The organism is Sporosarcina sp. Y352 (assembly GCF_056786535.1).
The window spans coordinates 1-25,555 of sequence record NZ_JBXCJE010000002.1 but is presented as its reverse complement, the minus strand read 5'-3'; the positions used below and the strand labels follow the sequence as shown (position 1 = coordinate 25,555).

Below are 25,555 nucleotides of genomic sequence, written 5' to 3'. Positions count from 1 at the left end.
CTCCAATTGTTTTGGCATAACAAACACCGCGATACTACTGAAGTCTACTTATTTATGCGACGACTGCTGTAAAACACGACTGTGCAAAAGCTCTTCCTCAACAAAATTCAAATGCTTGCTCATCATGCTATGCGCATTTGTTGATTCCTTTTTTTTAATGGCTTCGTAGATTTCATGATGCTGGTTTTCGATTTTTTTAACCGTGTCAGGATATTTCTTAATGTATTGATGAAAATCAATCATTGATTTTTTAGTCGTTTCTGAAATAAACAGCATAAACTGGATCAAAAATGCATTGCCTGTCGACTTTGCCATAGCCAGATGAAAATGGTAGTCAGACTCCCATTCGTTGACAGATGGATTAAAAATGCATTCCTCCATCTTCAGCAAGTCTTCCTCCGATCGGTGTCTGGCAGATGCTTCAGCTATTCCAGTTTCTACAATTTTTCTTACTTGAAAAAGCTCGATTATATCTTTCGAACTGGGAAGCAATAAATGATAGTTAAACAATTTAGACGAATCAAATTCACAAATATATGTCCCTTCCCCTTGCTTCACATTTACAATTCCCTTTCCACTTAGCGTTGTGATTGCATCTCGTACCGCAGATCGTCCAACACCAAACAAATCACACAGCTCACGGACAGACGGTAGCTTCTCACCTGCCTGAAACGTGCCCATTTCAATTAGCTTTTCAATTTCTTCTGTCACTGATTCAGACACTTTCTTCGTAGAAATTTTTTCAACAATCACGAGTCCCCCACCTTACTTAACAGACATCACATATCCGACAAGTTGTCTCATAGCTTTAAGTAAAACTCATATATTAAAATCATCGCTATGTCTCCCAATCACTAAACTTATGTCTGCAACACTCTTGGCTATCTCGTCTTTTTCATAATTTCAATTAAACAAATCAATAGCCTTAACGCACATTGTCTTTATTTTTTCTTCACCAAAATCAGGACTGCCAACTACTTGATGTAGCGTTACATAGCAACTACTGAGCGCTTGTTCTAACGAGCAACGCGGATTGGTCCATTATTACCGCCAATAAACTTGCCTAAATCAAACGTAAATATCGTAACTTTAAATGTTGATTATTTCACTGTAATAAAACGCCTCCTAACTGCAATGAAATATGGGAAATAATACGTAGATGACCGTATTACCTTACGTTTCACTCTGTGAGTTTAGAAGGCGATTGCATTACTCTATGATGTTGCTTTTCATGATGTCCTAGGAGGACGCTGATAACGATATGATTTTTGCAAAATAATGTTAGGAAATACTTTTAACTGCATTAGTCGATCTTACTACTCCGCTATCTTTCAATAATTCAATTTGTTCTTGTGAATGACCTAATTCGGAAAGAATATCCTCAGTATCCGCCCCACAATCTGGTCCTACCCACTTCACTTCCCCAGGTGTCTCACTAAGTTTAGGGACAATTCCAGGCATAACCATATCCCCAAGGCGCTCATCAGCTAAGGTTAAGAACATGTCACGTGCTTGATATTGTGGATCAGCCAAGATGTCTTCGATATTATAAATTGGCCCGGCTGGAATCGAACCTTCATTTAACTTTTCCATCACCTCAGCCAATGTAAATTTACGCGTCCATCCTCCAATTTCAGCATCTAGTCGATCCATTTCACTCACTCGTCCTTTATTGTCTTGAAGTAGTGGATCTTGAGCTAAGTCGTCACGTTCCATCACCATTGTTAAACGGGAAAATAGCGAATCACTATTTGCACCAATTGCTATCCACTTGCCATCACTTGTTGGATAGACATTTGAGGGAGCCGTAGATACATGTTGATTCCCCGTTCTTTCACGTATACTGTTAGCATGTACATATTCTGGAACCATCCCTTCCAAAAAACTAAAAATCGCTTCAGTCAATGCTACATCTACAATTTGACCGTTTACACCATTTTGCGCATCTCTATGATAAAGTGAGAGTAGTGTACCTATGACTGCGTAAAGAGCGGCAATTGAATCTCCGATCGCAAGACCTACTCTTACTGGTGGCTTATCGGGAAATCCAGTTACAGAACGAATCCCTCCCATAGATTCTGCGATGTTTCCGAAGCCAGGTAAATTTCGATATGGACCCGTCTGACCGAAACCAGAAATACTCGTAATAATCAATTTTGGATTTAGCGCTTTCATGTCCTCGTGAGATAAACCCCATTTTGCAAGTGTCCCAGGTTTAAAGTTCTCTAGAACAACGTCTGCTTCTTTAATTAACTCTTTCACAATATCTTGACCTTCCACTGAACGTAAATCTAAGGAAATAGATCGTTTATTTCTTGTTTGCACTAAACTCCAATAAGAATCCTGCCCAGGCGCATGTGGTCCCCATTGTCTTAACTGGTCACCTTTTAGTGACTCTACTTTAATAACATCGGCGCCGAACTCTCCAAGAAGCCTTGTTGCAAATGGACCAGCTACGAAAGCTCCCAATTCGATCACACGTATTCCCTGTAGTGGTTTACTCATCATATTTACCCCCATTTTGTTGATAGATAAGTAGTTGATAAGTGGCTTTTCTTATCCTCACTATTAATAATGCAAGTTTCATGCCAACAAAAAAACGAGACAAACATACTTAAAATGTACCTTATTTAGCTAGTAAGAAATGCTATCTACGTCTCACGCAACGTCACGCAACATACAATGCGACATACAATGCAACGTAATATCCTTATTACATGAATCCAATTAATATCTTCCACTCTTTTAAAAAAGCTCCTGGAAAAGGTCATTTCTGCCTTTTCAAGAGCTTTAAAAAACAACCTTTTACAGGATTCTCGTTTAAATATCTATAGAATATTTTTTTAATTTTCTCCAAAGGGTTGAACGGTGCATCGCCAATCGGTCTGCAGCACGTACCATATGGCCTCTTTCTTCATGTAACACGCGCCTAATTTCGTCCTCTTCATTTTCTTCTTGTTTATTTATAATCGATTCAACCGTTCCATCTGTCTGTGGAGCTATTGACTTCTCTGTCGAAACCCATACATCCGAACTAAATAATTCAAACGGTTCTCCAGCATCAGCTAAAACAATTGCACGTTCCAATAAGTTACGTAGTTCACGAACATTTCCTGGCCACGAGTACGCTTGCAATTTTTGGGTGTCTTCATTTGTCAATTGATCATAGTATGTTTTTTTCCAATCATGCAAAAAAGCATTAATCAGATGTGGTATATCATCTAAGCGATCCCGTAACGGTGGAATTGTTAATACTAATATAGCAAGCCGGAAATACAAGTCCTCTCGAAATAATCCTTCATTCATTTGCCTAATTAAATCCCGGTTTGTTGCTGCGATAATTCTTACATCTACTGGGATGACCTTATTGCCCCCAACTCGCATCACTTCTCTTTCTTGCAACACGCGAAGTAATCTCGCTTGAAGTAATAGAGGCAACTCTCCCATCTCGTCCAAAAAAATCGTCCCATGATGGGCAAGCTCAAAGAGGCCAGGTTTACCCCCTCGTCTAGCTCCTGTGAAAGCACCTTCTTCATAGCCGAAAAGTTCACTTTCTAGGAGTGTTTCAGGTAAGGCTGCACAATTTAACGCAACAAACGGGCCGTCTTTCCTATTACTTGCCATATGAACCCCTTGTGCAAGCATCTCCTTACCCGTTCCCGATTCTCCTTGTAAAAGTAAAGTCGAATCAACGGTGGCGTACTTTTTGGCCAATTCGATGAGCCTTTTCATCGGTTGTGATTTTGCAATGATTTGTTCCAATGTCCACTTCGCATTTAAACCTAGTTGATTTATTTTACGCCTGATTTTTTCCTCGTATTGCTGTAATTCTGTAATATCACGGACCGTGGATATAGCACCGATCAATTCGTTCTCATAGTAGATTGGTGCGCGGTTAATAACGGCTGTATGCTGTCCTACTTTACGTAATTGGTCACGTTGAACACTTTTTTCCGCGAGCACCCGTAATAGCCCTGGCTGTACTGGGTTAACTTCTGACAGTAGCTTGCCAATCGCCTCTTTAACCGGTACACCAAGAAAGTCTGCCGCTGACTGATTGTAGATTATGATTCGACCTTCAATATCAACTCCGGTAATTGCGGACTGGGAAAGGTCAACAATCGATTGATAGAATTGAATTTGTTTTTCCATATCATTGTTCATTTCGACCCCTCCTAAACTCTTCGCTGACTCTAGTATAGGTCATTTTCCTTTTTAAAGAAATTAGAAATAGGCGGAAGACTGTTCATCCTTCAAAAAATTGCACGATAATTCTAACGAGTCAGAATTTAGGTCTTACTTTCAGATGATAAATGAATCGGAAACACCGGAAAAAGACTAATCCCAAAATAATGGGATTAGTCTTTTTCCGGTGTTTCTTTTTATACCGAATTTGTTTTCTTCCATCGAAGCAATCTAGACTCCAAGAGCGAGATTGTTGCATTCAATGATACAGATACAATTATAAGAACCGTTAGTGCGGCAAACGTACCTGCAGTATCAAAATTCCCTGCCGAGTATTGAATTAAAAATCCGATTCCTTTGTTAGAGGCAACAATTTCTCCGACTACGGCACCAACTAATGCATAAGGAACAGATAACTTTAAACCTACAAAAACCCAAGTCATTGCAGAAGGTAGAATCACTTTTAACATAATCTGTCTTTTGTTGGCACCCATTAAGCGAACGTCATCAAGCAAGTCATTATCTACGTCTTTTACACCTGCATATGTGTTAAAAAACACGAGAAAGAAGACGATCATTCCAGCAAAGATAATCTTCATCTCAATCCCAATACCAAACCATAAAATAAACAACGGTGCTAATGCGATTTTAGGCAAACTGTAAATCGCTGTAATAAAAGGATCTAACACTTGTGCCGCAAAAGCCCAACGACCTAATATAAAACCAACAAGAATCCCTCCAAAAGCCCCTAAGAAAAACCCAATAAATGTTTCTTGTAACGTAATACTTAGATGGAAAAACAAATCTCCTGATGTTGCCCATTTGTTTAATGTACTTATAATATCAATCGGTGAACTAATCCAAAATTTATCGATGAGCCTCCCTGATACTACTTCCCAAATAATGATGAAACTTACGAGAATTGCTAGACGAATGCCATTGATTTTTAGTTTTTTCATGAAGGGAGAGGCAGTCTGGTTTATCATGCCCTCTACTATAAGCAACGCTTGCGAGTTTGCGTTTTTAGAGACAGAAGTTGGTTGAGAACTCATTTTGCACCCACCTCCTCCACAAACTCATCACTTAACGAACTCCACAGCTTTGCATGCACATTCATGAATTCTTTATTATTACGAAGGTTGAAAACGTCTCGATGAGCAGGAAGATTTACCTTTTCAATAACTTTAATCGTCCCTGGGCTTTTACTGAAGACAGCAACCCGCTGACCTAATGCTACCGCTTCATCTAGATCATGTGTGACAAAGATAATCGTTTTCCCCGTTTCCTTCCAAATCTCAAGCAATTTTTTTTGCAAAACCAAACGCAATTGCGCGTCCAATGCACCAAATGGTTCATCTAGCAAAAGGGTTTCCGGATTATAAACAAGCATTCTAGCTAAACTGACACGTCTCCTCATCCCCCCAGATAATTCCGAAGGATAGTACTTTTCAAATCCTTTCAGTCCTACCATTTCAATATAGACAGCACTCTCCTTTTCTCGTTCCTCCTTTCCTAAACCTCTAATTTCAAGGGAGATTTCGACATTTCCTTGTACTGTCCGCCAAGGTAAAAGGTTATCTTTTTGGGTCATATAACCTACTTTAGTATTTATTCCCTTTACATTTTTCCCTTTATACTCCACATGTCCACCATTCGGTTTCATTAAACCTGCGCACATGTTAAGAACAGTTGATTTACCACAACCACTTGGACCAATCACAGTTAAAAATTCACCTTGCTCTATATGAAGATTTATATCTCTTGCAGCAAGGAATGGTTGACCATCGCGCTCAAATACTTTAGACACATTCTTAAACTTAATCATGATTAACCCCCATTATATTATTTTATTGAGTATTTTCTGCAAACTCATTATTGATTACTTCCTCAAAAGGCAGGTCGATGCCTCCAAACTTTATATTTTTCTCGTACCCTTCTTTCGTGATCACTGGCGATTTTGCAAATGCTGGATAGTTATTTTCAAATGCAATATCGAATATTTCTGGATCGATTCCTTCAATATATTTTTTCAATATCTCCTTCGTACCATCTCTATCCGATTCAATGAATTTACCTGACTTTGCTAGCGCGTTCGTTACTCTTTGAAATAACTCTTTATTTTCTTCTAAATCCTTAGTTTGCGATACGAGCGTCAAATAAGTTAATCCGTCATATTCTTCGACTTCTCCTTTACTATAGTTAAAGAGAATGATCCCATCTAGCTTTGTAGCCATATCCGTTGTTGGTGACGAATATACGAATGCCTGAACATCTTTATTTTTAAACGCAGCAAGCTGAGCATCCGCCTGCCCTAAAGGAATTAGTTCTACCTCTCGATCCGGATTAACACCTTCTGATTCTAATAGATTACGAATAATATGATCTGAACCGCTTCCGGGCGAACTAATACCAATCTTCAGTCCTTTTAAAGCTAATACCTTTTCCTCCATTGAAGAATCTGCTGTTACACCTTTTTCAGCTGCGATGTCTTTATTTAAAACAATATTTGTACCAATTTGATTAAATAGCGAGCCAATTGCTTTGACATCTTGACCACTTTCAATCGCTTTCATCGTATCGACAAGAGCAACCGTAGCTATATCCGCTCCCCCACCTATTACAGCAGTAAGTGCTTTTGATCCACCACTTAGTGTAACCCTTTCCACGTCTAAGCCTTCTTCTTCAAAATAGCCATTATCCAATGCAACATAAATTGGCGTAAGCATAAACCCTGTGTTCCCTTCTGCAAACACTACTTTTTGAATCTCCTTTTCACTATCTTCAGAGTTTGAATCCCGCTCTACTTCACTAGCTGTTTCAGATTTAGCCTTACCACAAGCCGATAAAGAAAGGACAATCAATAAAAACACAATAGGAAACAAAAACATTTTCTTCATAACAGACAACTCCCCTTTTTAATGTTAGACCATTTGATATAATATTCAGTCAATTTATTTCGTAGATATCCTTCATTTTGAAGTTACTGCTTGCCACTCTTTTGAATGAAGGTCGGTACTTTTACCCGCTTTCATCAATTGTCCCGGAAGTGATTTCCCTAACTTTTCTTCTAAGTTCCGGGAGATTAGAAGTAATTTATCAATATCCATATTTGTTTCATACCCCATTAAATGAAGCATATGAACGATATCCTCTGTACAAATATTGCCCGATGCGCCCGGGGCAAACGGACAGCCACCAATTCCCGCAAGTGAGCTGTCGAATTGAGTGACACCCGCTTCTATACCTGCTAGTACATTTGCAGCCCCCATTCCCCTTGTATTATGAAGATGAAGTTGTAATGTAACTCCAGGAAATCGCTCAAGAATTAATTGGCATGTTTGTTTTACCTGATTCGGATGAGCCATTCCAGTCGTGTCAGCTAACAGTATAGACGTAATTCCCCAATCAGTTAATTGTGTCACGACAGGGATTAACCGGTCAGGTGAATAAATCCCCTCAAAAGGACAGCCGAAAACCGTTGCAATTCCGACATTTATGGGAACATTCACTTCATCTGCACGCCTCACTAGGGATTTAATATTTTCCAAGCTTTCTGAAACAGAGCGGCGGCTATTTTTACCGTTATGCGTTTCACTAAGCGAAAAAGTAAAATTAATCTCGTCTGTCCCTGCGGAAATTGCTCGTTCCACACCTTTTTCATTTAGTGCAAGCGTACAAAATGTCACATCATCTGGTCTGTCACGCAGTCCACGCATAACCTCTTCTGCATCACTCATTTGTGGAACGTATTTTGGATGGACAAATGAAGTGACTTCAAACCTTTTCACCCCTGCATCCATTAAATTTTTTATAAGTGAAATTTTATACTCTGTCTCAATGAACTTCGGTTCAATTTGGAGACCATCCCTTGATACGACCTCTGTCATTGTAATCTTCATTCCCATTTTCCTACCCCTTTTCAAATTTGCTTTATTCTATAGACAGCTACATCTAAAAAATAAGCAGCACCGTTGTGGCTGTGTTATACACACTTATTAGCATAGTTCTCCTCTTTATTTTCGGAGTATTGCGACAACTTAATTCACACGTTTTCCGTTTTATACTCTTTCTCTAAACTATAGAGCAGCCCCTCTGAATTTAACGTGAGGTCAAGCTCAAGAAAGCTTAAATCGTTAACATAATGCCCTTGTTTTTCAAGATCTTGTTTCATATAATCGACTAATCTATTTTTAATCTCTGCTGAACTTATTTCTTGCGAATATTCGGAACGCACAATCGTATCAAATGCTTCTACGGTTTCTTTCACTTTCTCAAACGCAACTGTAGCTGGCTCTGTTACCCCAAAATGTCCATGAAAGATTTTTTTTGCGCCTAGTTTCTCAAGCTTAGCAATTGATGATAATACAGCATTTTTATCAAAATCAGAAGGAGACGTCGCTGGAAAAATAAATTCAAAGTCAAGTCCAGTATATTCTTTTACATACCTATTCCCAACTGTATCTCCAGTAAATAGCCCTTGCGAAACAGAGTCCAAAATAGAAAAATGATGTTTTGCATGTCCTGGAGTATCATAAAACGTTAAAACTCTTCCATTCCCAAGTGTAAGTGTATCCCCATCCTCGCGAACTAGCACTCTCTCTTCTGGTACAGGCAAGATCTCACCGAATATTTTTTCAAGGTCATCACCGTAAATAGAACGTGCACCAATAATAAGTCTACTCGGATCAACAAGGTGTCTTGCCCCCCGTTTATGGACAACAATCGTTGCATTCGGGAAGTGTGGCAAAATGGAACCTACCCCTCCCGAATGATCTAGGTGAATGTGAGTGACTACAATGTATCGAACGTGTTCTGGATTAACCTTTAATTCTTTAATCCCTTCTAAAATAAATGGTATTCCGTGGGAGGTACCTGTTTCGATAATGGCAACTTGCTCTTCTTGAATAACATAACAACCTGTTCGACCACGTCTTTCCCCCTCCATCGTATCAATCAGGGTAATATGGTCCCCTAGCGAATATAAAAAAGGTTTTACTTTTCCCATGTTACGATCACCCCTATTAAACTTTTTATATCATATCATTTTAATAAGAACCCTCGTATTGCTTAATCTTCTCTTCTTTTTCGAGTGTTATCCCAATGTCATCCAGACCTTTCAATAAGCACTCCTTTCGATAAGGATCGACATCGAAAGGAACTTGGAAGCCTTGCGTGTCAATAATCGTCTGCTTTTCTAGGTCTACCGTTATTTGATAACTCTCATGTTCATTTATTTTTTGAAAAAGTTGTTGTACAATATCTTCAGAAATCTTAATAGGTAAGATTCCATTCTTAAAACAATTGTTGAAAAAGATATCAGCGAATGCAGATGCAATAATAACTTTAAATCCATAATCGGATAATGCCCAAGGAGCATGCTCCCTAGAGGATCCACAGCCAAAGTTGGAACCCGTTAGTAAAATATTAGATCCTGCATAAGCTGGTTTATTTAATACAAAATCTGGCTTTTTCTTCTCTTGTTCGTCAAAACGCCATTCATAGAATAGATATTGCCCAAAACCTGTACGTTCGATTCTTTTCAAAAATTCAGTAGGTATAATCGCATCTGTATCTATATTTGGACGATTTAGTGGAGTAACCACACTAGTTACCTTTTTAAATGGTTCCATCGCTAATCACCTTCCTAGTTAAATTTCCATTCGCGTACATCCGTAAAGTGGCCTTGGATAGCCGCGGCTGCAGCCATTGCAGGACTAAGTAAGTGGGTCCTGCTATTACGACCCATGCGCCCTTCAAAATTACGATTCGAAGTAGAGGCGCAGCGTTCTTTAGGAGCAAGTACATCTGAATTCATACCTAGGCACATGCTGCACCCAGATTCACGCCATTCAAAACCTGCCTCTAAAAAGATTTTGTCTAGTCCTTCTCGTTCTGCTTGTTCCTTTACAGATTGGGATCCCGGCACAATTAGTGCATTGACTAGAGGAGAAACGGAATACCCTTTTACGACTTTCGCTACATCATGCAGATCTTCAATTCGTCCATTAGTACAGGAACCAATAAAAACTTTATCTATTTGAATGTCTTGCATTGGTGTTCCAGCAGTAAGTCCCATATAATCAAGCGCTCTACTAGCCGCCTCTTGTTCAGTTTTCGTCGCAAAGTCGTCTGGGTTTGGAACACTTTGCATAATATTTGTTCCCATCCCTGGGCTTGTGCCCCACGTTACTTGTGGTACGACTTCATTTGCCTGAACGGTAATTGTTTTATCGTACGTTGCTCCTGGATCAGTATCAAGTTGCTTCCATTTGGCGATTGCGCTAGTCAACTCCTCCCCTTTAGGCGCATAACGTCGGCCTGCTATATAGGCAAAAGTTGTTTCATCTGGCGCGATTAATCCCGCTCTAGCCCCCGCTTCAATTGACATGTTGCATACAGTCATACGCTCTTCCATAGTCATGTTTCGAATCGTTTCTCCCGTATATTCGATGACATAACCGCCACCAAAATTGGTACCATACTTTGAAATGATAGACAAAATTAAATCTTTTGCGGATGTACCTATAGGCAAGTCTCCGTTTATAGTAATCTCTAATGTTTTTGGTTTTTCTTGTTGCAAACATTGGGTAGCCAAAACATGTTCCACTTCACTCGTACCTATTCCAAAAGCTAGTGCACCAAATGCACCATGAGTTGAAGTATGGCTATCTCCGCAAACAATTGTTTTACCTGGTAAAGTTAAACCTAGTTCAGGACCAATAATATGTACGATCCCTTGATCTCGACTCTCAAGACCCGCTAATGGTATATTAAACTCTTTACAGTTTTCATAAAGTGCATCAATTTGTTTTTTTGCAATTGGGTCAGTAATATTGAAACGATCTTTTGTTGGAACATTGTGGTCCATTGTCCCGAACGTTAAATCAGGTCGGCGTACTTTTCTCCCAGCCAGTCTTAGCCCTTCAAACGCTTGTGGTGTTGTTACTTCATGAATTAAATGTAAGTCAATGTAAAGAAGGCTTGGTATCCCTTCTTCCTCTTCAACAATATGGTCATTCCAGATCTTTTCGAAAATTGTTTTTGGACTCACTTTGCTCACCTCTCATAATGAAATTTGTTAGTAGCAATCTATATATGCAAGTTACATGCCAATGAACCAACACTCCTACTACCGCTCATTCTTATCTTATTTTTAGCCACTCATCGTTGCAGTGCAACAACACCAGATTCAACCGCAACGCTTTGGTTGCAATATCGTTGCATATTTTTATATCATAGAACACCTGAACAGAATCTTATCGTGTGGTAAAGCCTTCAAAAATTGAAATTACATTGCCACTTTCTAAAAACTCCCCATTGTTCCATACTTCCTGTCCAAGGACGCCCACTAACCTCATTTCGCATTCCCACAGAAAATTTGGTCAGAATCTTTTAGTGGTATGCAAATGCAATGTGCTACGATGGCTATATTTGCGGTCAACTTTTAAATGTTATTTTTTCAGTGGCCTCGTTCCGACAGGCATAAGACAAAAATAAAAGGCAACCAAATATTGAACTGGTTGCCTTCTTTTCTACGCAATTGTCGTTTCCCAGAATTGTCGAATGAAAAACTTTTTTCACATTGTTGTCTCCTTTCTCCCACTTTTCTTCTATATAAAGAATAAAGGGGATATTCTTTATGACAACTTACCTTTCTGAATACGCACACTTCACAAACAAACACGATTTGGACGCTGCGACAAGACAACATGTACTCACAAACTGGAATGAAATGAACCAAACAGAGAGGGCTGTTCTTGATATGATTCGCCGTTACTCCGTCAAATATGGCGCTGCACATTTGAAACACGAAACAATAGAAAAGGCCATTAAGAAATCCAATGCAACGGTACGACGCGCCATTCGCAAGTTAGATAAGCTCGAAATCATCGAACGCATTCACTATATTCGTCCCGTCATGAGCGGTCTAGGCGCTAACATTTATGTCATTAAACCTACTAGTGACCAGTCGAAATTGAACACCCCAGCAATAGACGAAAAGCCTTCTGTCAGTAAAGTTGAACCTGCTAAACCGCAAAACGAAGCTTTTCTTTCTAAAGCGTTAAGTAATAAAGATCTTAAAAGAACGTCTCCTACGGAAATTGTGCCCACTACACTTTTCGGTAAAATGAAATCTCTTCTTTCTTCAACAATCGGAGAAAGTAAATTGGCACGTAATTTTTATGGTGTCTACCGAAAACAGTCCCTGCAAATGCTTAAGTTTAGCATCCACGAAGAAAAAGTAGAGCTGTTCGAGCAATTGGCGATGCAAGCACTTCGTATTTCAATTCAAACAACCAAATCGAAAACTATCCGGAATCTGCCTGGTTATTATTCAGGTGTTTTGCGCGAGCTCATCGACAAGGCTTTATTCAGCGAGGCATTTATGGATTATGACGTGCCATTTGAGGGATTTTTCTACCGATGAAATAAAGTAGTTGATTTGCGTTTTTAGTGACCCAAACTGCATGACACAACAACGAACAATCCACACCTCTAGATAAGTAATTAAATAGGGTTGGTTGGAAACCTCCCTGTTTGTTGGACACTTTGATGCTTTCGTTGGACACTATGCCGAGTTGGTTGGACAGCTCTCGGCTTTTGTTGGACACTTCGAAGAGTTCGTTGGAAACCTACCTGTTGGTTGGACACTTTGATACTTTCGTTGGACACTGTACCGCGTTAGTTGGACACCATACCGAGTTGGTTGGACAAATCTCAGCTTTTGTTGGAGACTTCGAGAAGTTCGTTGGAAACAATTTATTAGCGTTTGACGCCACTGAAATTACCAGCAAGTGTCATTGGTGCCTCTAGGTCGACTAGGAATAACACAACGGTTGTATCCTTTGTCATTTGGATTTTGGTTAACTCTTCCGCAGTATCTGAAATTGCATCACCTTTACGTAGGATTTCCCCATGTGCAGCAATTTCGCCGGCCATTACATACAGCCAAGGTGTATAGCCAGCCACAAACGGTAATATAAAGGCTTCGTCTGTCTTTCCATGCACATCGTAAACAATGATTTGCTGACGAAGTTCAAGTGGGGCATTTGATTCTGTTGGTCCTGCAATTAAACGCCAATCACTGACTTCAGGTAGTTGCATTTCCGCAAATTGAACGCGTGGCTCAAAATCCTTTTCCGACGGACGTATAATTATTTGGAGCATTTCAACCGGACCTGTTGGTGTTGATTCCTGATGGAAGAAGCTTTTCCCAGCCCCCATTAGCATTTGCTTTGTGGGTGAGCAAGATTCTTTCAAGCCTGTTGAATCTTCATGTAGCATTTCGCCTTGCCACATATAACTTATAATTTCATCATTTATGTGTTCATGCATCTTTATCGTTATACCTTTTCCGATATTTGCATGATCAATTCGGCTAAGTGGACCAAATGCATAATCCTCTTTTTCCAAATTCCCATCGATTAAACCGGGTCGACGAATTTGTAGAGAAAAAGGACCTCTACCGTTTGAATTAGCTTGTTCATTCCGTAAAATATTCACTTTCCATACACTCCTTTATTTGCTTTTTTTGTAGTTAAAAACCATATCTGTGAATTACACAATGATGAACAATTCACACCTTTGGATACGTAGTCAACGTAATAAGATTCTAACATGAATATCTGATTTTTCTTTTAATATTACTCAATTGCAGTGAATTTACATAATAGCTTCTTGCACAGGTAGACGAAGTTTAGCTACCTTTTATAGATGAACGGGAAACCGTGGATTTTCATCATAAGATTCGAGAGTGCCTCATACCATTTATTGATAGGGAGTGATCTTATATGAATAAGCGCGATGATGGGAAGAACAGCAAAGACGAGCAATTAGAATTTTTTCGGGTTGATGATAAAGGCAAGACACTTACAACCAATCAAGGGTTAAAAGTGTCAGAAGATGAATTTTCATTAAAAGCGGGCGTGCGGGGGCCGACTATAATGGAGGATTTTCATTTTCGCGAAAAAGTAACGCACTTTGACCACGAACGAATTCCAGAAAGGGTTGTTCATGCACGTGGTTTTGCCGCGCACGGAGAATTTCAGTTATACAAAAACATGGAAAAGTATACAAGGGCGAAATTCTTGCAAGACACTTCCAAAAAGACGCCCGTATTTGTCCGATTTTCTACTGTAAATGGAGCCCGTGGTTCTGCGGATACGGTTCGGGATGCCAGAGGATTTGCGACTAAATTCTATACAGAAGAAGGAAACTATGATCTAGTTGGGAATAATATCCCTGTGTTTTTCATCCAAGATGCTATTAAATTCCCAGATCTCGTACATGCCTTCAAACCGGAGCCTAATAATGATATCCCGCAAGCCTCTACCGCCCACGACACGTTTTGGGATTTTGTCGCTAATAACCAGGAATCTGCACATATGATTATGTGGATTATGTCAGACCGCGCCATTCCACGTAGCTTTAGGATGATGGAAGGATTTGGTGTCCATACGTTTCGCTTTGTCAATGATCAAGGAAAAGCCCATTTTGTGAAATTCCATTGGAAGCCTGCATTAGGAGTTCATTCTTTTGTCTGGGACGAGGCTCGTAAACTGACAGGCATCGATCCTGACTTTCATCGTAATGACTTATGGGATGCCATTGAAAAAGGGGTGTACCCGGAATACGAATTAGGCGTTCAGATTCTTGCCGAAGAGGATGAATTCAGTCTGGATTTCGATATACTGGATGCGACAAAGATTTGGCCGGAAGAAGACATTCCAGTAACCCTCATTGGAAAGATGACCCTGAATCGGAATGTAGACAATTTCTTTGCTGAAACGGAACAGGTTGCGTTTCATTTGGGCAATGTTGTACCTGGAATTGATTTTACGAATGATCCATTATTACAGGGGCGCCTGTTTTCGTACTTAGATACGCAATTACTCCGTCTGGGTGGACCTAACTTTCATGAAATACCAATTAATAGACCGGTTGTACCGTTCCATAACAATCAACGGGAGGGCTTCCATCGCCAGACCATCAATCTCGGGAAGGTGAGTTATCACCGAAACTCTTTGGCTGGTGACACCCCGGCGCCTGCAAGTGTGGAGGAAGGGGGATATGCCTCCTATCAGGAAAAGGTGGAAGGCGTTAAAATCCGTGCCCGAAGTGACAGTTTTGCGGACCATTTTTCTCAGGCCACCCTTTTTTGGAACAGTATGAGCCCACCTGAAAAAATGCATATCATTGATGCCTTCAGCTTCGAACTAGAGAAAGTCAAAAGTGATTCGGTCAAACAGCAGGTGGTGGATATGTTTGCCAATGTGAGTCTTGAATTAGCGACCGCCTTCGCGGTAAATATCGGGGTAAATCCGCCTATTGGGGGCGGTTCGACCATAACAAAATCTTCCCCAGCCCTCAGCCAGGAAAATACAACAAAATCAGAAAAAACACGTAAGGTCGCTGTGATACTGACGGAGGGCTTCAATGGTCCAGAGGTTCAATATGTACTCGACAGATTGATTAACGAAGGCCTTATGCCGGAAATTATCAGTGAAAACATTGGACCAGTGCAGGGTACAAATGGAGTTAAGGTAAAAGCGGAACATACCTTTCTAACTGCGAAGTCGGTGTTATTTGATGCTGTCTATATGATAAGGGGAAGTAACAAAAGTAAAATGTTCAACAAGGATGCAGCCTACTTCATTGATGAGGCATTTTCACACTATAAACCGATTGGTGCGACCGGTGAAGGCATCCAATGGCTGGAAGTAAATGATTTTGAAGGTGAACCAGGAGTAATTTCGGATACTGACATTACAGATTTTGTGACAGAATTTATTGAGGCGATTGCTGCCCACCGTTTCTGGCAGAGGAAGTTAGTTTGATTACATTCCATCAGAAAAAGAGAGCATTCTAAATTCAAAATGAGGATAAGAGGGGTACTACTATCGGAATACGTACCTTCTATCTCCTCTTATTTTTTTGTTTGACTTCTTTTGTTAAGTGACCCGCATCTGTGCATGACACAATGACAAACAAATAACGTATATGAATAAACATAAATAAGAATCAGATATCCGCCTAGACGTCTAACCCTTCTTTTATTATTATACAGTTGTAGTGAATTCGCAGAATAGTCCCTGCACAGGTACGCAAAACTTAAAAAAAGGACTGCCCTCAAAGTCATTCTTGATGACTTTTGGGACAGCCCTTTTGTTTGATACATAATCATAAAGCACTCTTTTATATATTATTTCGATAGTTCTTCTGCATCTAAGATAGGATCATGAAGTTGTTGTCCTTCTATAGTAGAATTAGGTTCATTTGGTACTCCATGTTTTGCCCAGTAGGAAGCGAGAAAAGTTCCCGTTATTACTTGCCATGCAGACGCGAATGCACTTGGTAATGTAGCTAGTGGTGTGAAATAAGCAGCAGCTAAAGCTACACCAAGACCGGAGTTCTGCATTCCCACTTCAATGGATATTGCACGTTGGTCTTGGCGGGATAGTCTTAAAGCTTTCGCTGCATAGTATCCTAATAAAAGTCCAAAGCCATTATGTAGTAAGACTGCTACGAATACTAGTATTCCTGCAGTTGCAATATTTTCTTTATTGTTCGCAACAATTGCAGATACAATAATGGTAATCGCAACAATGGAAACAAGGGGTAAAACAGATTCGCTTTTACTGGTAACAGTAGGTAGGAATTTATTAACTAATAAACCCAATATAATTGGAAGAATGATCACCTGTATTATTGATATAAACATAGACTTTGGATCAACAGGCAACCATTGCCCTGCAAAAATGAATAATAGAAATGGTGTCATAATTGGAGCAAGTAATGTAGAAACAGTTGTCATGGTGATGGATAGAGGAACATTTCCTTTTGCCAAATAGACCATTACGTTAGAAGAAGTACCTCCGGGAACGCTGCCAAGTAAAACCAAACCAGCGGCAAGCTCAGCCGGTAATTTTAACGAATAAGCAATAACAAATGCAATAGTTGGCATAATAGAAAATTGTGCAACTACTCCTATTAGAACAGGAATTGGATTTGTAAAAACCAATCTAAAGTCGGTTGCTTTCAATGTAAGGCCCATGCCGAACATTACGACCCCAAGTAAGATGCTTATATACGCACCAAATGAAGAGAACAAACTTGGAACCATAAAAGCTAGGATTGAAAACACGATTACGATTAGGGCAAAATATTTACCAGCTAACATACTAATTTTGTTAAGAGCCTTCATTTTAAGCCTCCTTTTCAGAGCCTATTTTAATACTTTATAGGCGAACTTGAATGGCAACATTGTTTGAGGTTGATTTCATTACTTCGATTCCTGTTAGAACCGAAACTGTAAAAGTAATTTGATTGATCCCAGGATGAGAAGTCAATGCAGATCCAATTTCTCCTCCATATCCTATAATACGTTGAAATGCCCCTTTAGGAAGTTTTTCATGGAACCATTTTGCTGAATTAGTGAACTGTAGCACTCGGCATAACATAATGACAAACAATTCATACCTCTTAATATGTATTCAAATCACTTGAAGAAGCAACAAAAGCCCAAGGAAGCTATTCCAAGGGCTTTTGTATTTCAGTGTTGATACTATCCTTTATTCGTTTTTATTTAGAATCCTGCTAAGTATTGTGTCGGCACTGTTGTTTCTTTCTTCAATTGCTTAGCAGCTTCCAATGTCCAATAAGGATTTCTCAGCATGCCTCTTCCAACTGCAATTAGGTCTGCTTCTTCATTTCCGATGATTGCATTGGCTAGGTTTGGATCATCCAATCTACCGACGGCCATGACTGGTATCTGAAGCGCTTCTTTGATTTGTCTGGCTAACGGGGCTTGGTAAGCTACATGTGTTCCAGGTCTCCCCCAAGCTGCGATTTGACCCTCTCCACCAGAAGAGACGTCAAACATATCCACTCCAGCTTCCTGATAAACGCGAGAGAACTCAATGCTTTCGTTTATTCCATAGCCGCCTTCTACATATTCCTTTGCAGAGATACGCATCATTAGTGGCATATCAGCAGGCATTTCCGCTTTAGCTGCTTGAATGATTTCGCGTCCAAACTTGGTCAGATCCTGTCCATATTCATCTTCCCTTTTATTTGTAAGTGGGGAATGAAATTGATGAATTAGGTAACCATGTGCACCGTGGAGTTCGATTGAATCAAATCCAGCCTCAACCGCGCGTCTTACTGCTTTACGGAACTTCTCGACCATATCTTTTACTTCAACTGTTGACAGCGCTCTTGGTGTTTTGGACTTCTCGTCGAATGCTATTGCAGAAGGCGCTACGGGCACAGTTGCATCTTCTGCTTTACGACCAGCATGTGCAATCTGAATCCCAACCTTAGCTCCATAGCGATGACAAGCTTCCACTATCTTGGCCAAAGCAGGTATTTGATCGTCAGACCATAAACCCAAATCATAATCCGAAATTCTTCCGTCAGGCTCGACATCCGTCATTTCAATCATGATAAAACCTGCTCCACCGATTGCTCTGTTGACATAGTGCAGATAATGCCAGTCATTGGCAATGCCATCTTTCTGGTCAACGGAATATTGACACATTGGTGGCATGACAACTCGGTTTTTTAACTCCAAATTCTTTATTTTGAATGGACTAAATAAATCTTGCATTGCAAAAACTCCCTCGTTTAAATATATATGCATTACGCATGCATTTATATTAAAGCTATATATTCTCCATGTCAAATCAAAGTGCTTCTATTGAGCACTTTGATAGTTCATGGCACTTATAGCTTTTCCAATAATTGTTTTGTTATGCCTTCAATATCAATAGCAGAGAGGTGTAATCTTAGTATTTCATGGAAAGAGACTAGACTTTTTTGCAGCTTTTGCTCACCTAGGTTTGTAAGATGCGTATAGGTACCTCTACGGTCATCTGTACAAACATGCTTTTCTAAAGCACCGCAGCTCTTCGCTTCCATATTACCCACTAATCTGGAAAGTGCACTCTGACTCAATCCAATCATCTCTTGCAATTGCTGTAATCTCAATTTCTTGTCAGGCGCCATGGAAAGATGATAAAGCACGTAGAATTCTTTTAGGGATAAACTGTATTCAGCCTGCAACACGTTTTCCAATTCTTTCTTCACTTTATTTTGTATTGCGTCTATGGATAACCAGTAATTCATAAAATCATGATTCGTTGTCATATTACATTCCACCTATTCTAATTCAAACAATTCTGTACTTCAAACTTAATTATAGAGTAATCAAGCGTTATACTCAATTCAAACCATATGCATGTAGCAAGCATATGGTTTGAAAACCCGTACCTGTGAAAGACAAAAAGACGACAATTCGCACCTCTGTATAAGTATTCGTAGTACAAAGATTTTCACACGAATATTTGATTTCACTTTTATTATTATTCGATTCTAGTGAATTTGCTGAATAGTTTCTTGCACAGGTAGGAGAAATTATTAATTTTCGTAGAGAAAGAGCAGGTCACCACGAAAATGTATATGCCATTCTGTTTATTCGCATACTGTTGAGCGGAGGGAGTGATAATGTTGGTTTTAGATAAGGGTACAAAGGTTAATTTATTTTTACTTCTAATTGTAACCCTCGTTTTTATATGGTCAGCCTTTAAGCCAGCAGAAATTTTGACGTGGTTGGCAGAGGTTAGCCCTGCCGTTGTCGTTTGGATTATTGTCATTGCGACTTACAATAAGTTTCGACTCACTTCTCTCTCTTATTTCATCATTGCCCTATTATCAATTCTTACGTTTATCGGGGGTCACTACACATACGAAGAGGTTCCCCTTTTTAATTGGATAAAAGATGAATTTCATTTGAATCGCAATCATTATGATCGATTTGGACATTTCCTAAAAGGTTTAAGTGTGATTGTAGTGAGAGAACTATTGGTACGTCAAACTCCATTAACCAAAGACAATTGGTTGTTTGGCATTGCAACCAGCATTGTGCTTGCCATTGCGGCGTTGTACGAAATCATCGAATGGTTGAGTACCCAATTACCAAATGCAGGAGAAGGGACTAAAGACTTTTTAGGTATGCAAGGCGATGTGTGGGATGCACAATGGGATATGTCGCTTGCCTTAATTGGTTCTATTCTGTCGTTACTCATTTTTTCAAAACTACATAACAAGCTGTTAAAAAAACTAAATCACTTTAGTACGGTACCAAAAAAGTCGTGAATCATAAAACATTCGTGATTTTTTTTTAGTGATGAAGGGATATTCGGTTTTACTAGATTGAATCGGTCTTAAATCCTTTTGTTATGTTAAATCCTCCTTTGGTCTTTTCGCACGAGACGATGATTCAAGGGATGGAGAATCTATTTTCATGATTTTCCTGATGGATATTCCTGATAAATACGGGCGATTTCAAAAAAGAAAGTGAAGAATTGCAGGGGCCAATTAAAAACCGTACCAGTGCATGACACAATGACGAACAATTCACACATATGAATGAACATACAAAAGAGTCAGATATCACCCTATACGTCTGACCCTTCTTTTATTATTATACAGTTGTAGTGAATTTACAGAATAGTTTCTTGCACAGGTTCGCGAAATTTATTCACCTCATATAATCTTCCACCAATTCATAGCAACGTTCCTCCGTAAGGGTTGCCATGGTGCCTATGTATGCAAGGGGTTCTGCGCTGCCACCTGCAAATTTGGCGCTTTCTGCGTTTGCGGTACGGTCGCGGTAGGCAATCCATGAACGTTGTTTTTCCCGGAGGGCGTTCATTTCACTTTCGGAGAGTTGGGTTTTTAAGACTCCGTAAATCTCATTGAGTGCATCGTCCCAGCGTTCGTATCTCTCGGATTCTGCTTCAATCAAGTCTGAGGTGACACCGTCTTTGATTAGATAATCAAGATCCGACAAGCTAGCTTCGATTTGGTGAAGTTTTTGAAAATACTTATCTCGTTTACCAGAGGGTGTCTGTCTTTTCTTTTCAGCGACGACTTGTTGCTTCTTCTTTGCAGCTTGAACGCGTTCTTGCTCAGCAGCAGCGGCGTCTAGCTGTTTTTTCAACTGGACTGCAACATCCTCCTCTAGGCTCGCAAGCTCGGTAGAAAAATGGTCGAGCATTGCCTTCTTCTCTTCATCTTGCTTTACCTCAGCAATCGCCGCCTGTGCTGCTTTAGCATCTCCTCCATCAGCAGTTTTCTTAATTTCCGCGAGTTGGTTTGCAATTGCATCGAATAACGCCCGTTCTCCCTCAACTTCTTCAACGATTCTCTCAAGTTCCTTGCGAAGGCCAGTTACTAGATCTTCTGAATTTAAGAGTTCGCGTGCTTTCTCTTCGGCATCTTCCAAGTTGCCTTCTTCAACGTCATGCTTCACTTCTAATAACTCATTCACATCTTTATAGTACTGGTTTGCGGTATCATCACTCGGTTTTTCATCTTTGGCAAGTTCAAAAGACCCCAACGCCTTCTGAAATTCTCCATTGGCAAGCGCCAGCTTTCCTTGCTCCATTGCTTTGTCATACATCCCGTTAGTACACCCGACCAACAAGCCGGCTAACACTAAAGTTGTACCCAACCGTCTCATAAGCCACTCCCATTCGTTTGCTGTTCGCGATATGCCATAAACTCTATATAGTATGTAATCGTTCTTTTATAATGATTGGTTGTATCCTTATAATGCTCTTGAATCTGTCGCAGCATCTGATCCGTTACAGCTCGTTCACCGCTATAGATATTGTATCTTTGCAGATTAAGGAGACGGTTATTGTATTGCATTGCAGAACGATCCTTGATGTGCCGTTCTCCTGGTTTGACTGTGTGTCTGATTTTCAGGTATTCCATAAATTCCATCTGTCTTTCCCCCAGTGGATTCGTGATAAATTAAATATGTTTAGATTCTGCAGATTCCTATACCCCATAAGAAGTCGGCGTATGAAAAACTAGTATACAGGAAATTTTACCTATAATGGAACAATAAGTAATTAATAGAGTATTGGATACAGCAGTCGTTCCAGAGAACTGAATTCATTCTTCAATGTATCCAGTTCTCCATTCAACCTCTCAATTTCAATTGCTGAAAGGTTTTCTACTAAAGCGTACTCAGCTATTCTCTTCATTTCATGCAACTTGACGTTCATCTCATCCAAGATACGAACCTGTTCCACCGTCCATTGGAGTTGTTGTTCCAGGTGTTTCTTTTGTTCTTGTTGTGCTTGATCCATCTTGTTTCCTCCTAGTTAGCAGCTTCTAAGTAACTATTAAAAATCGGGTACCCTATACGAAGGGATTGCCTCAGCATTTCTTAATAATATGTGTCGTATCTATATCATTTATATCGGCCCAATTATGAGTTATTCAAATAGGTGTTGGGGCAAGTTGTTAGGAACCGGCTGCATTACGAAGTAGGTAAGAAGAATAGCTCGTTTTCAATTCCAGGCACTGATTAATAAATCAAAAAAGAAGACGACAAATGTTACAGTCGACTTCCCTTTTCACTTTATGAGATTGTAGTGTATTGCCCCATAGTTTAGTTAAAATCAGTAACCACAAATGTTCCTTTAGTAGCGAAATTGCTCATATCTTCAAAAATTCCCTCAACCTCGGAAAGTTTAATGTTACGTGTCACCATTTTTCCTGGTTGTAAACTCCCTTGGGCTACTTGTTCTAAAAGAGGAGTGAATCGACCTGCAGGGATACCCAATGTTGTGATGAATGATTTTTCATTGAGTACCATGTCATCTACTGGGATTGATATAAAGCCAGCCTCTTTTTTCGTTGTAACGCCAATCTGTAAGTGACGGCCGCCTTTTCTCAAGCTATTGATACCGTTTAAACATGTTTCAGTTATCCCTAATGCATCAACAGAAACGTCGGCTCCACCTTTCGTAAGTTCTTTTACAGCTTCTACTGGATTGTTATTTCTACTATTGATTGTGTAATGTGCGCCAAGTTTCTTTGCAAGTTCTAAATTATCATCATTTATATCTACCCCAATTACATATGCGCCCATTGATGCAGCGATATGAATGGCAGATAAACCAATGCCGCCACACCCATAAACGACAACCTTTTCCCCAGGAAGTACGTGTACGCGGTCAATAATTCCATGATATGCGGTCATAAATCGGCAGCCTAGTGCTGCTGCATCCGCGAAACCAATATTTTCAGGCAAATGAATCGCATTTCTATCCGCTATAGGTACAGCAACATATTCACCATAACCGCCTTGATAGGCAGTTCCAGGTACAAGGAAAGAATCACAGAGATGTGTGTCACCCGCTATGCAATATGGACATGTTCCATCACTTCCTGAAAACGGAATGATTACACGATCTCCTCGCTTGAAATTCTTCACATCACTTCCGACTTCCTCCACAACTCCAGAAAACTCATGACCAATGATTGGTTGGATAATACCATGGTCTCCAACCCAAACATGCCAATCACTTCTACAAACACCGTTTGCCATCGTCTTAATTAACATTCCGTCTTTCTTAAATTCTGGGACTGGAACTTCTTTCACTACCGCTTTTTGAACACCTTCAATAACTAATGCCTTCATCAATTTATCCCCCTTTTTCTCTCTCAGAAAATAGTAAACGCTTTCATAACTTTATGTTACACTATTTAGTGAAGAGGGAATATTCCCATTTTAGCAGGGGTTATATCCCCTAAAAGGAGTGGTTTTGTGGTTCAAGTTTCCCTTATTAATGAACAGTTGGAGTCTATTAAGAACCTTTCTTCACAAGAAAAGCAAATAATTGCAGTACTTGAGGCATATAGAGATTGTTTCCCTGTTTTGGATGCTAAACTTTGCCGTTATTCCCCAATTGGATATTTGGCAGAAGGCATTATTTCTTTAGAACAAAATCAAATTAAATACATTCATGACTTAAGATTTGATATCAGAACTTTACCCGGGATTATGACCGCAATAAATGAAAAGGAAGCAAAGCACTATAGAGACCGTGAACTATTTGAAAAAACGAGCAGTAATTATGTAATTCATTCAGAGATTACATCTTTCCTGGTCACACCGATAGTTAGTAGGTCATTAGTAATAGGAATAATATACAGCGAAAGACCCGTGGAAGATGCAGAATTTAACGAGGAACTATTATCCAACATAACGGCATTCGGCAGGCAGGTAGGATTGATATTACAATCACCACTTCAAAATGAAAACCATCAATTATTAAGCAATCGGGAGCTCCAAGTCCTTACGAAAATTTCTGCAGGCAAAACAACGAAAGAAATCGCCGTGTTTCTAGGAATCAGTGAACATACCGTTAAAGATTATGTGAAAATGGGCTTAAAAAAATTAAACGCAACAAATCGGACGCATGCTGTGGCGGAGTTATTTAGGAAGGGTATTCTACCGTAATTTGTTGATTAGATAAATGAAGGAGGTGAGTTATAGGATGAACGAATCAGGGAGATTTCATAATTACATCTGTGGTAAGTTGTTGGGCGACGGCTGCATTACGAAGCAGGACGGAAGAAAACCTCGCTTTCAGTTTATGCATCGAACAGAGGACGTTGGATGGACAGAATACTGCTATGATCACTTGAAAAACTTCATACCTCTATCTCCCCCGACCTATCGGAAAGTGATGGATTTACGAATCAAAAAGGGCTATTCTGAAAGCTATATTGTGCAATCCCGGACCGATGAAGTGATTACAAATTTGTATATACAATGGTATCCAAACGGAAGAAAGGTCCTTCCAGTCGACTATCTTGAAAAGCATTTGGATGAACGAGCATTGGCGTGGTGGTACCAGGATGATGGCCATTTAAAGATAGTCAACGGAACTGTTAATAAAATCATCTTATCGACTGATAGTTTTTCTAACGAGGAAAATAACCGGTTGATTCAATTGCTTCTTGAGAAATTCAACCTCCGTTTTGTTATGGACGGACAAAACCGAATTCTACTCTATGACCAGTTTCAAATCATCTATTTTCTCCAACTTGTCTCACCCTGGTTGCATGAATCGATGAACAGAAAAGCTTTGCCTGTGCAACCTCTCCGACCGATTGCAAAGCGAACTACAATTTACCTACCGGCTAAGTTCAAATTAGTGAAACCAACATCTGAAATCAATGAAAAACTGAATGGTCTACACAACTTGTTTGACGATTCTCAACAGATAGTGTGCATCCATAAAACTTTCAGGATATTCAATCGGTTATTGGAAAGTAAAGAAGTACTTAGTGGATATCAGATTGTTATTGACGATAATCATAGGAAGACACTTGCAAACATTCGGCAGCAAACTGGGCTGACGATTAGTCGACTGTGTGAGTATTGTTTTTCAATTTAGTAACCCGTACCTGTGGTCAAGCCCCTTAAAAATGGACATGAAACAATTGCTTAAATCGTGCCACTAAGCACTCATATGATACTTAGCTAAAAAAGATGACGGTG

Annotated in this window: 24 protein-coding genes; 5 read left to right on the top strand and 19 right to left on the bottom strand. The window is 39.7% G+C overall.

Annotation, left to right across the window (positions count from 1 at the left end; genetic code table 11):
- Positions 1 to 48 precede the first annotated feature (48 nt).
- The 10 genes from AC1TO6_RS03135 to leuC all read right to left on the bottom strand — a co-directional run bounded on the left by AC1TO6_RS03135 (position 49) and on the right by leuC (position 11,236).
- Positions 49 to 753, bottom strand: a complete 705-nt coding sequence (locus tag AC1TO6_RS03135; RefSeq protein WP_482100150.1) for a FadR/GntR family transcriptional regulator — start codon at positions 751 to 753, stop codon at positions 49 to 51.
- Positions 754 to 1,281: 528 nt separating this feature from the next.
- Positions 1,282 to 2,505, bottom strand: a complete 1,224-nt coding sequence (locus tag AC1TO6_RS03130) for a CaiB/BaiF CoA transferase family protein (protein ID WP_482100149.1) — start codon at positions 2,503 to 2,505, stop codon at positions 1,282 to 1,284.
- A 315-nt stretch (positions 2,506 to 2,820) separates the two neighbouring features.
- Positions 2,821 to 4,164: a sigma-54 interaction domain-containing protein gene (locus AC1TO6_RS03125; RefSeq protein ID WP_482100148.1), complete on the bottom strand. Its 1,344-nt coding sequence runs from the start codon at positions 4,162 to 4,164 to the stop codon at positions 2,821 to 2,823.
- 218 nt (positions 4,165 to 4,382) lie between these two features.
- Positions 4,383 to 5,237 carry an ABC transporter permease gene (locus tag AC1TO6_RS03120; RefSeq protein WP_482100147.1) on the bottom strand — a complete coding sequence of 285 codons (855 nt, stop codon included), beginning with the start codon at positions 5,235 to 5,237 and terminating at the stop codon, positions 4,383 to 4,385.
- A complete protein-coding gene (locus AC1TO6_RS03115; RefSeq protein ID WP_482100146.1) occupies positions 5,234 to 6,010 on the bottom strand; it encodes an ABC transporter ATP-binding protein in 777 nt (258 codons plus the stop codon). Before AC1TO6_RS03115 ends, AC1TO6_RS03120 begins: the two co-directional genes overlap by 4 nt.
- A 22-nt stretch (positions 6,011 to 6,032) precedes the next feature.
- Positions 6,033 to 7,082 carry an ABC transporter substrate-binding protein gene (locus AC1TO6_RS03110; RefSeq protein WP_482100145.1) on the bottom strand — a complete coding sequence of 350 codons (1,050 nt, stop codon included), beginning with the start codon at positions 7,080 to 7,082 and terminating at the stop codon, positions 6,033 to 6,035.
- Positions 7,083 to 7,154: 72 nt separating this feature from the next.
- On the bottom strand, positions 7,155 to 8,090 hold the full coding sequence (locus AC1TO6_RS03105; protein WP_482100144.1) for a hydroxymethylglutaryl-CoA lyase: 936 nt from the start codon (positions 8,088 to 8,090) through the stop codon (positions 7,155 to 7,157).
- A gap of 137 nt (positions 8,091 to 8,227) precedes the next feature.
- A complete protein-coding gene (locus AC1TO6_RS03100) occupies positions 8,228 to 9,190 on the bottom strand; it encodes an MBL fold metallo-hydrolase (protein ID WP_482100143.1) in 963 nt (320 codons plus the stop codon).
- 40 nt (positions 9,191 to 9,230) lie between these two features.
- Positions 9,231 to 9,815 carry a 3-isopropylmalate dehydratase small subunit gene (gene leuD, locus AC1TO6_RS03095; protein ID WP_482100142.1) on the bottom strand — a complete coding sequence of 195 codons (585 nt, stop codon included), beginning with the start codon at positions 9,813 to 9,815 and terminating at the stop codon, positions 9,231 to 9,233.
- Between the two features lie 14 nt (positions 9,816 to 9,829).
- Complete coding sequence (gene leuC / locus AC1TO6_RS03090; RefSeq protein WP_482100141.1) at positions 9,830 to 11,236, bottom strand: 3-isopropylmalate dehydratase large subunit; 1,407 nt, start codon at positions 11,234 to 11,236, stop codon at positions 9,830 to 9,832.
- A gap of 588 nt (positions 11,237 to 11,824) precedes the next feature.
- On the opposite strand from leuC, the gene AC1TO6_RS03085 reads away from it, so the two are divergent.
- On the top strand, positions 11,825 to 12,613 hold the full coding sequence (locus AC1TO6_RS03085) for a hypothetical protein (RefSeq protein WP_482100140.1): 789 nt from the start codon (positions 11,825 to 11,827) through the stop codon (positions 12,611 to 12,613).
- A 335-nt stretch (positions 12,614 to 12,948) separates the two neighbouring features.
- On the opposite strand, the gene AC1TO6_RS03080 is transcribed toward AC1TO6_RS03085, so the two are convergent.
- Positions 12,949 to 13,689, bottom strand: a complete 741-nt coding sequence (locus tag AC1TO6_RS03080; RefSeq protein WP_482100139.1) for a pirin family protein — start codon at positions 13,687 to 13,689, stop codon at positions 12,949 to 12,951.
- A 287-nt stretch (positions 13,690 to 13,976) separates the two neighbouring features.
- Between AC1TO6_RS03080 and AC1TO6_RS03075 the strand changes: the two genes are divergently transcribed.
- Positions 13,977 to 16,022 carry a catalase gene (locus tag AC1TO6_RS03075; RefSeq protein WP_482100138.1) on the top strand — a complete coding sequence of 682 codons (2,046 nt, stop codon included), beginning with the start codon at positions 13,977 to 13,979 and terminating at the stop codon, positions 16,020 to 16,022.
- A 365-nt stretch (positions 16,023 to 16,387) separates the two neighbouring features.
- Here the strand turns inward: AC1TO6_RS03075 and AC1TO6_RS03070 are convergent, their stop codons facing one another.
- The 4 genes from AC1TO6_RS03070 to AC1TO6_RS03055 form a co-directional block, all read right to left on the bottom strand.
- Positions 16,388 to 17,389 (bottom strand): bile acid:sodium symporter family protein, encoded by a 1,002-nt coding sequence (locus tag AC1TO6_RS03070; protein WP_482100137.1) that lies wholly within the window; start codon positions 17,387 to 17,389, stop codon positions 16,388 to 16,390.
- Positions 17,390 to 17,423: 34 nt separating this feature from the next.
- A complete protein-coding gene (locus AC1TO6_RS03065; protein WP_482100136.1) occupies positions 17,424 to 17,657 on the bottom strand; it encodes an aldehyde dehydrogenase family protein in 234 nt (77 codons plus the stop codon).
- A gap of 113 nt (positions 17,658 to 17,770) precedes the next feature.
- Complete coding sequence (locus AC1TO6_RS03060; RefSeq protein WP_482100135.1) at positions 17,771 to 18,793, bottom strand: NADH:flavin oxidoreductase/NADH oxidase; 1,023 nt, start codon at positions 18,791 to 18,793, stop codon at positions 17,771 to 17,773.
- A gap of 116 nt (positions 18,794 to 18,909) precedes the next feature.
- On the bottom strand, positions 18,910 to 19,332 hold the full coding sequence (locus tag AC1TO6_RS03055; RefSeq protein WP_482100134.1) for a MarR family winged helix-turn-helix transcriptional regulator: 423 nt from the start codon (positions 19,330 to 19,332) through the stop codon (positions 18,910 to 18,912).
- A 357-nt stretch (positions 19,333 to 19,689) separates the two neighbouring features.
- On the opposite strand from AC1TO6_RS03055, the gene AC1TO6_RS03050 reads away from it, so the two are divergent.
- Positions 19,690 to 20,340: a DUF2238 domain-containing protein gene (locus tag AC1TO6_RS03050; RefSeq protein ID WP_482100133.1), complete on the top strand. Its 651-nt coding sequence runs from the start codon at positions 19,690 to 19,692 to the stop codon at positions 20,338 to 20,340.
- A gap of 385 nt (positions 20,341 to 20,725) precedes the next feature.
- Here AC1TO6_RS03050 and AC1TO6_RS03045 read toward each other — a convergent pair whose 3' ends face one another.
- The 4 genes from AC1TO6_RS03045 to AC1TO6_RS03030 all read right to left on the bottom strand — a co-directional run bounded on the left by AC1TO6_RS03045 (position 20,726) and on the right by AC1TO6_RS03030 (position 23,686).
- Positions 20,726 to 21,709, bottom strand: a complete 984-nt coding sequence (locus AC1TO6_RS03045; RefSeq protein ID WP_482100132.1) for a lysozyme inhibitor LprI family protein — start codon at positions 21,707 to 21,709, stop codon at positions 20,726 to 20,728.
- Positions 21,706 to 21,975, bottom strand: a complete 270-nt coding sequence (locus tag AC1TO6_RS03040) for a hypothetical protein (RefSeq protein WP_482100131.1) — start codon at positions 21,973 to 21,975, stop codon at positions 21,706 to 21,708. The genes AC1TO6_RS03045 and AC1TO6_RS03040 overlap by 4 nt, the downstream gene beginning before the upstream one ends.
- Positions 21,976 to 22,106: 131 nt before the next feature.
- The gene (locus AC1TO6_RS03035) at positions 22,107 to 22,346 is read right to left on the bottom strand and encodes a hypothetical protein (RefSeq protein ID WP_482100130.1); all 240 of its coding nucleotides are present in this window, start codon (positions 22,344 to 22,346) and stop codon (positions 22,107 to 22,109) included.
- A gap of 305 nt (positions 22,347 to 22,651) precedes the next feature.
- The gene (locus AC1TO6_RS03030) at positions 22,652 to 23,686 is read right to left on the bottom strand and encodes a zinc-binding dehydrogenase (protein WP_482100129.1); all 1,035 of its coding nucleotides are present in this window, start codon (positions 23,684 to 23,686) and stop codon (positions 22,652 to 22,654) included.
- 126 nt (positions 23,687 to 23,812) lie between these two features.
- Here AC1TO6_RS03030 and AC1TO6_RS03025 point away from each other — a divergent pair, with 126 nt between their 5' ends.
- Both AC1TO6_RS03025 and AC1TO6_RS03020 read left to right on the top strand, forming a co-directional pair.
- Positions 23,813 to 24,508, top strand: coding sequence for a helix-turn-helix transcriptional regulator (locus tag AC1TO6_RS03025; RefSeq protein ID WP_482100128.1), 696 nt, complete (start codon positions 23,813 to 23,815; stop codon positions 24,506 to 24,508).
- 37 nt (positions 24,509 to 24,545) lie between these two features.
- Positions 24,546 to 25,451 carry an endonuclease gene (locus AC1TO6_RS03020; RefSeq protein ID WP_482100127.1) on the top strand — a complete coding sequence of 302 codons (906 nt, stop codon included), beginning with the start codon at positions 24,546 to 24,548 and terminating at the stop codon, positions 25,449 to 25,451.
- Positions 25,452 to 25,555 lie beyond the last annotated feature (104 nt).

Coding starts and splice junctions, on each gene's coding strand:
- AC1TO6_RS03130 (WP_482100149.1), bottom strand. CDS start 2,505: ATGAGTAAACCACTACAGGGAATACGTGTGATCGAATTGGGAGCTTTC.
- AC1TO6_RS03075 (WP_482100138.1), top strand. CDS start 13,977: ATGAATAAGCGCGATGATGGGAAGAACAGCAAAGACGAGCAATTAGAA.
- AC1TO6_RS03050 (WP_482100133.1), top strand. CDS start 19,690: ATGTTGGTTTTAGATAAGGGTACAAAGGTTAATTTATTTTTACTTCTA.
- AC1TO6_RS03070 (WP_482100137.1), bottom strand. CDS start 17,389: ATGAAGGCTCTTAACAAAATTAGTATGTTAGCTGGTAAATATTTTGCC.
- leuD (WP_482100142.1), bottom strand. CDS start 9,815: ATGGAACCATTTAAAAAGGTAACTAGTGTGGTTACTCCACTAAATCGT.
- AC1TO6_RS03030 (WP_482100129.1), bottom strand. CDS start 23,686: ATGAAGGCATTAGTTATTGAAGGTGTTCAAAAAGCGGTAGTGAAAGAA.
- AC1TO6_RS03085 (WP_482100140.1), top strand. CDS start 11,825: ATGACAACTTACCTTTCTGAATACGCACACTTCACAAACAAACACGAT.
- AC1TO6_RS03125 (WP_482100148.1), bottom strand. CDS start 4,164: ATGAACAATGATATGGAAAAACAAATTCAATTCTATCAATCGATTGTT.
- AC1TO6_RS03060 (WP_482100135.1), bottom strand. CDS start 18,793: ATGCAAGATTTATTTAGTCCATTCAAAATAAAGAATTTGGAGTTAAAA.
- AC1TO6_RS03110 (WP_482100145.1), bottom strand. CDS start 7,082: ATGAAGAAAATGTTTTTGTTTCCTATTGTGTTTTTATTGATTGTCCTT.
- AC1TO6_RS03100 (WP_482100143.1), bottom strand. CDS start 9,190: ATGGGAAAAGTAAAACCTTTTTTATATTCGCTAGGGGACCATATTACC.
- AC1TO6_RS03055 (WP_482100134.1), bottom strand. CDS start 19,332: ATGACAACGAATCATGATTTTATGAATTACTGGTTATCCATAGACGCA.
- AC1TO6_RS03120 (WP_482100147.1), bottom strand. CDS start 5,237: ATGAGTTCTCAACCAACTTCTGTCTCTAAAAACGCAAACTCGCAAGCG.
- AC1TO6_RS03105 (WP_482100144.1), bottom strand. CDS start 8,090: ATGGGAATGAAGATTACAATGACAGAGGTCGTATCAAGGGATGGTCTC.
- AC1TO6_RS03040 (WP_482100131.1), bottom strand. CDS start 21,975: ATGGAATTTATGGAATACCTGAAAATCAGACACACAGTCAAACCAGGA.
- AC1TO6_RS03035 (WP_482100130.1), bottom strand. CDS start 22,346: ATGGATCAAGCACAACAAGAACAAAAGAAACACCTGGAACAACAACTC.
- AC1TO6_RS03115 (WP_482100146.1), bottom strand. CDS start 6,010: ATGATTAAGTTTAAGAATGTGTCTAAAGTATTTGAGCGCGATGGTCAA.
- AC1TO6_RS03020 (WP_482100127.1), top strand. CDS start 24,546: ATGAACGAATCAGGGAGATTTCATAATTACATCTGTGGTAAGTTGTTG.
- AC1TO6_RS03045 (WP_482100132.1), bottom strand. CDS start 21,709: ATGAGACGGTTGGGTACAACTTTAGTGTTAGCCGGCTTGTTGGTCGGG.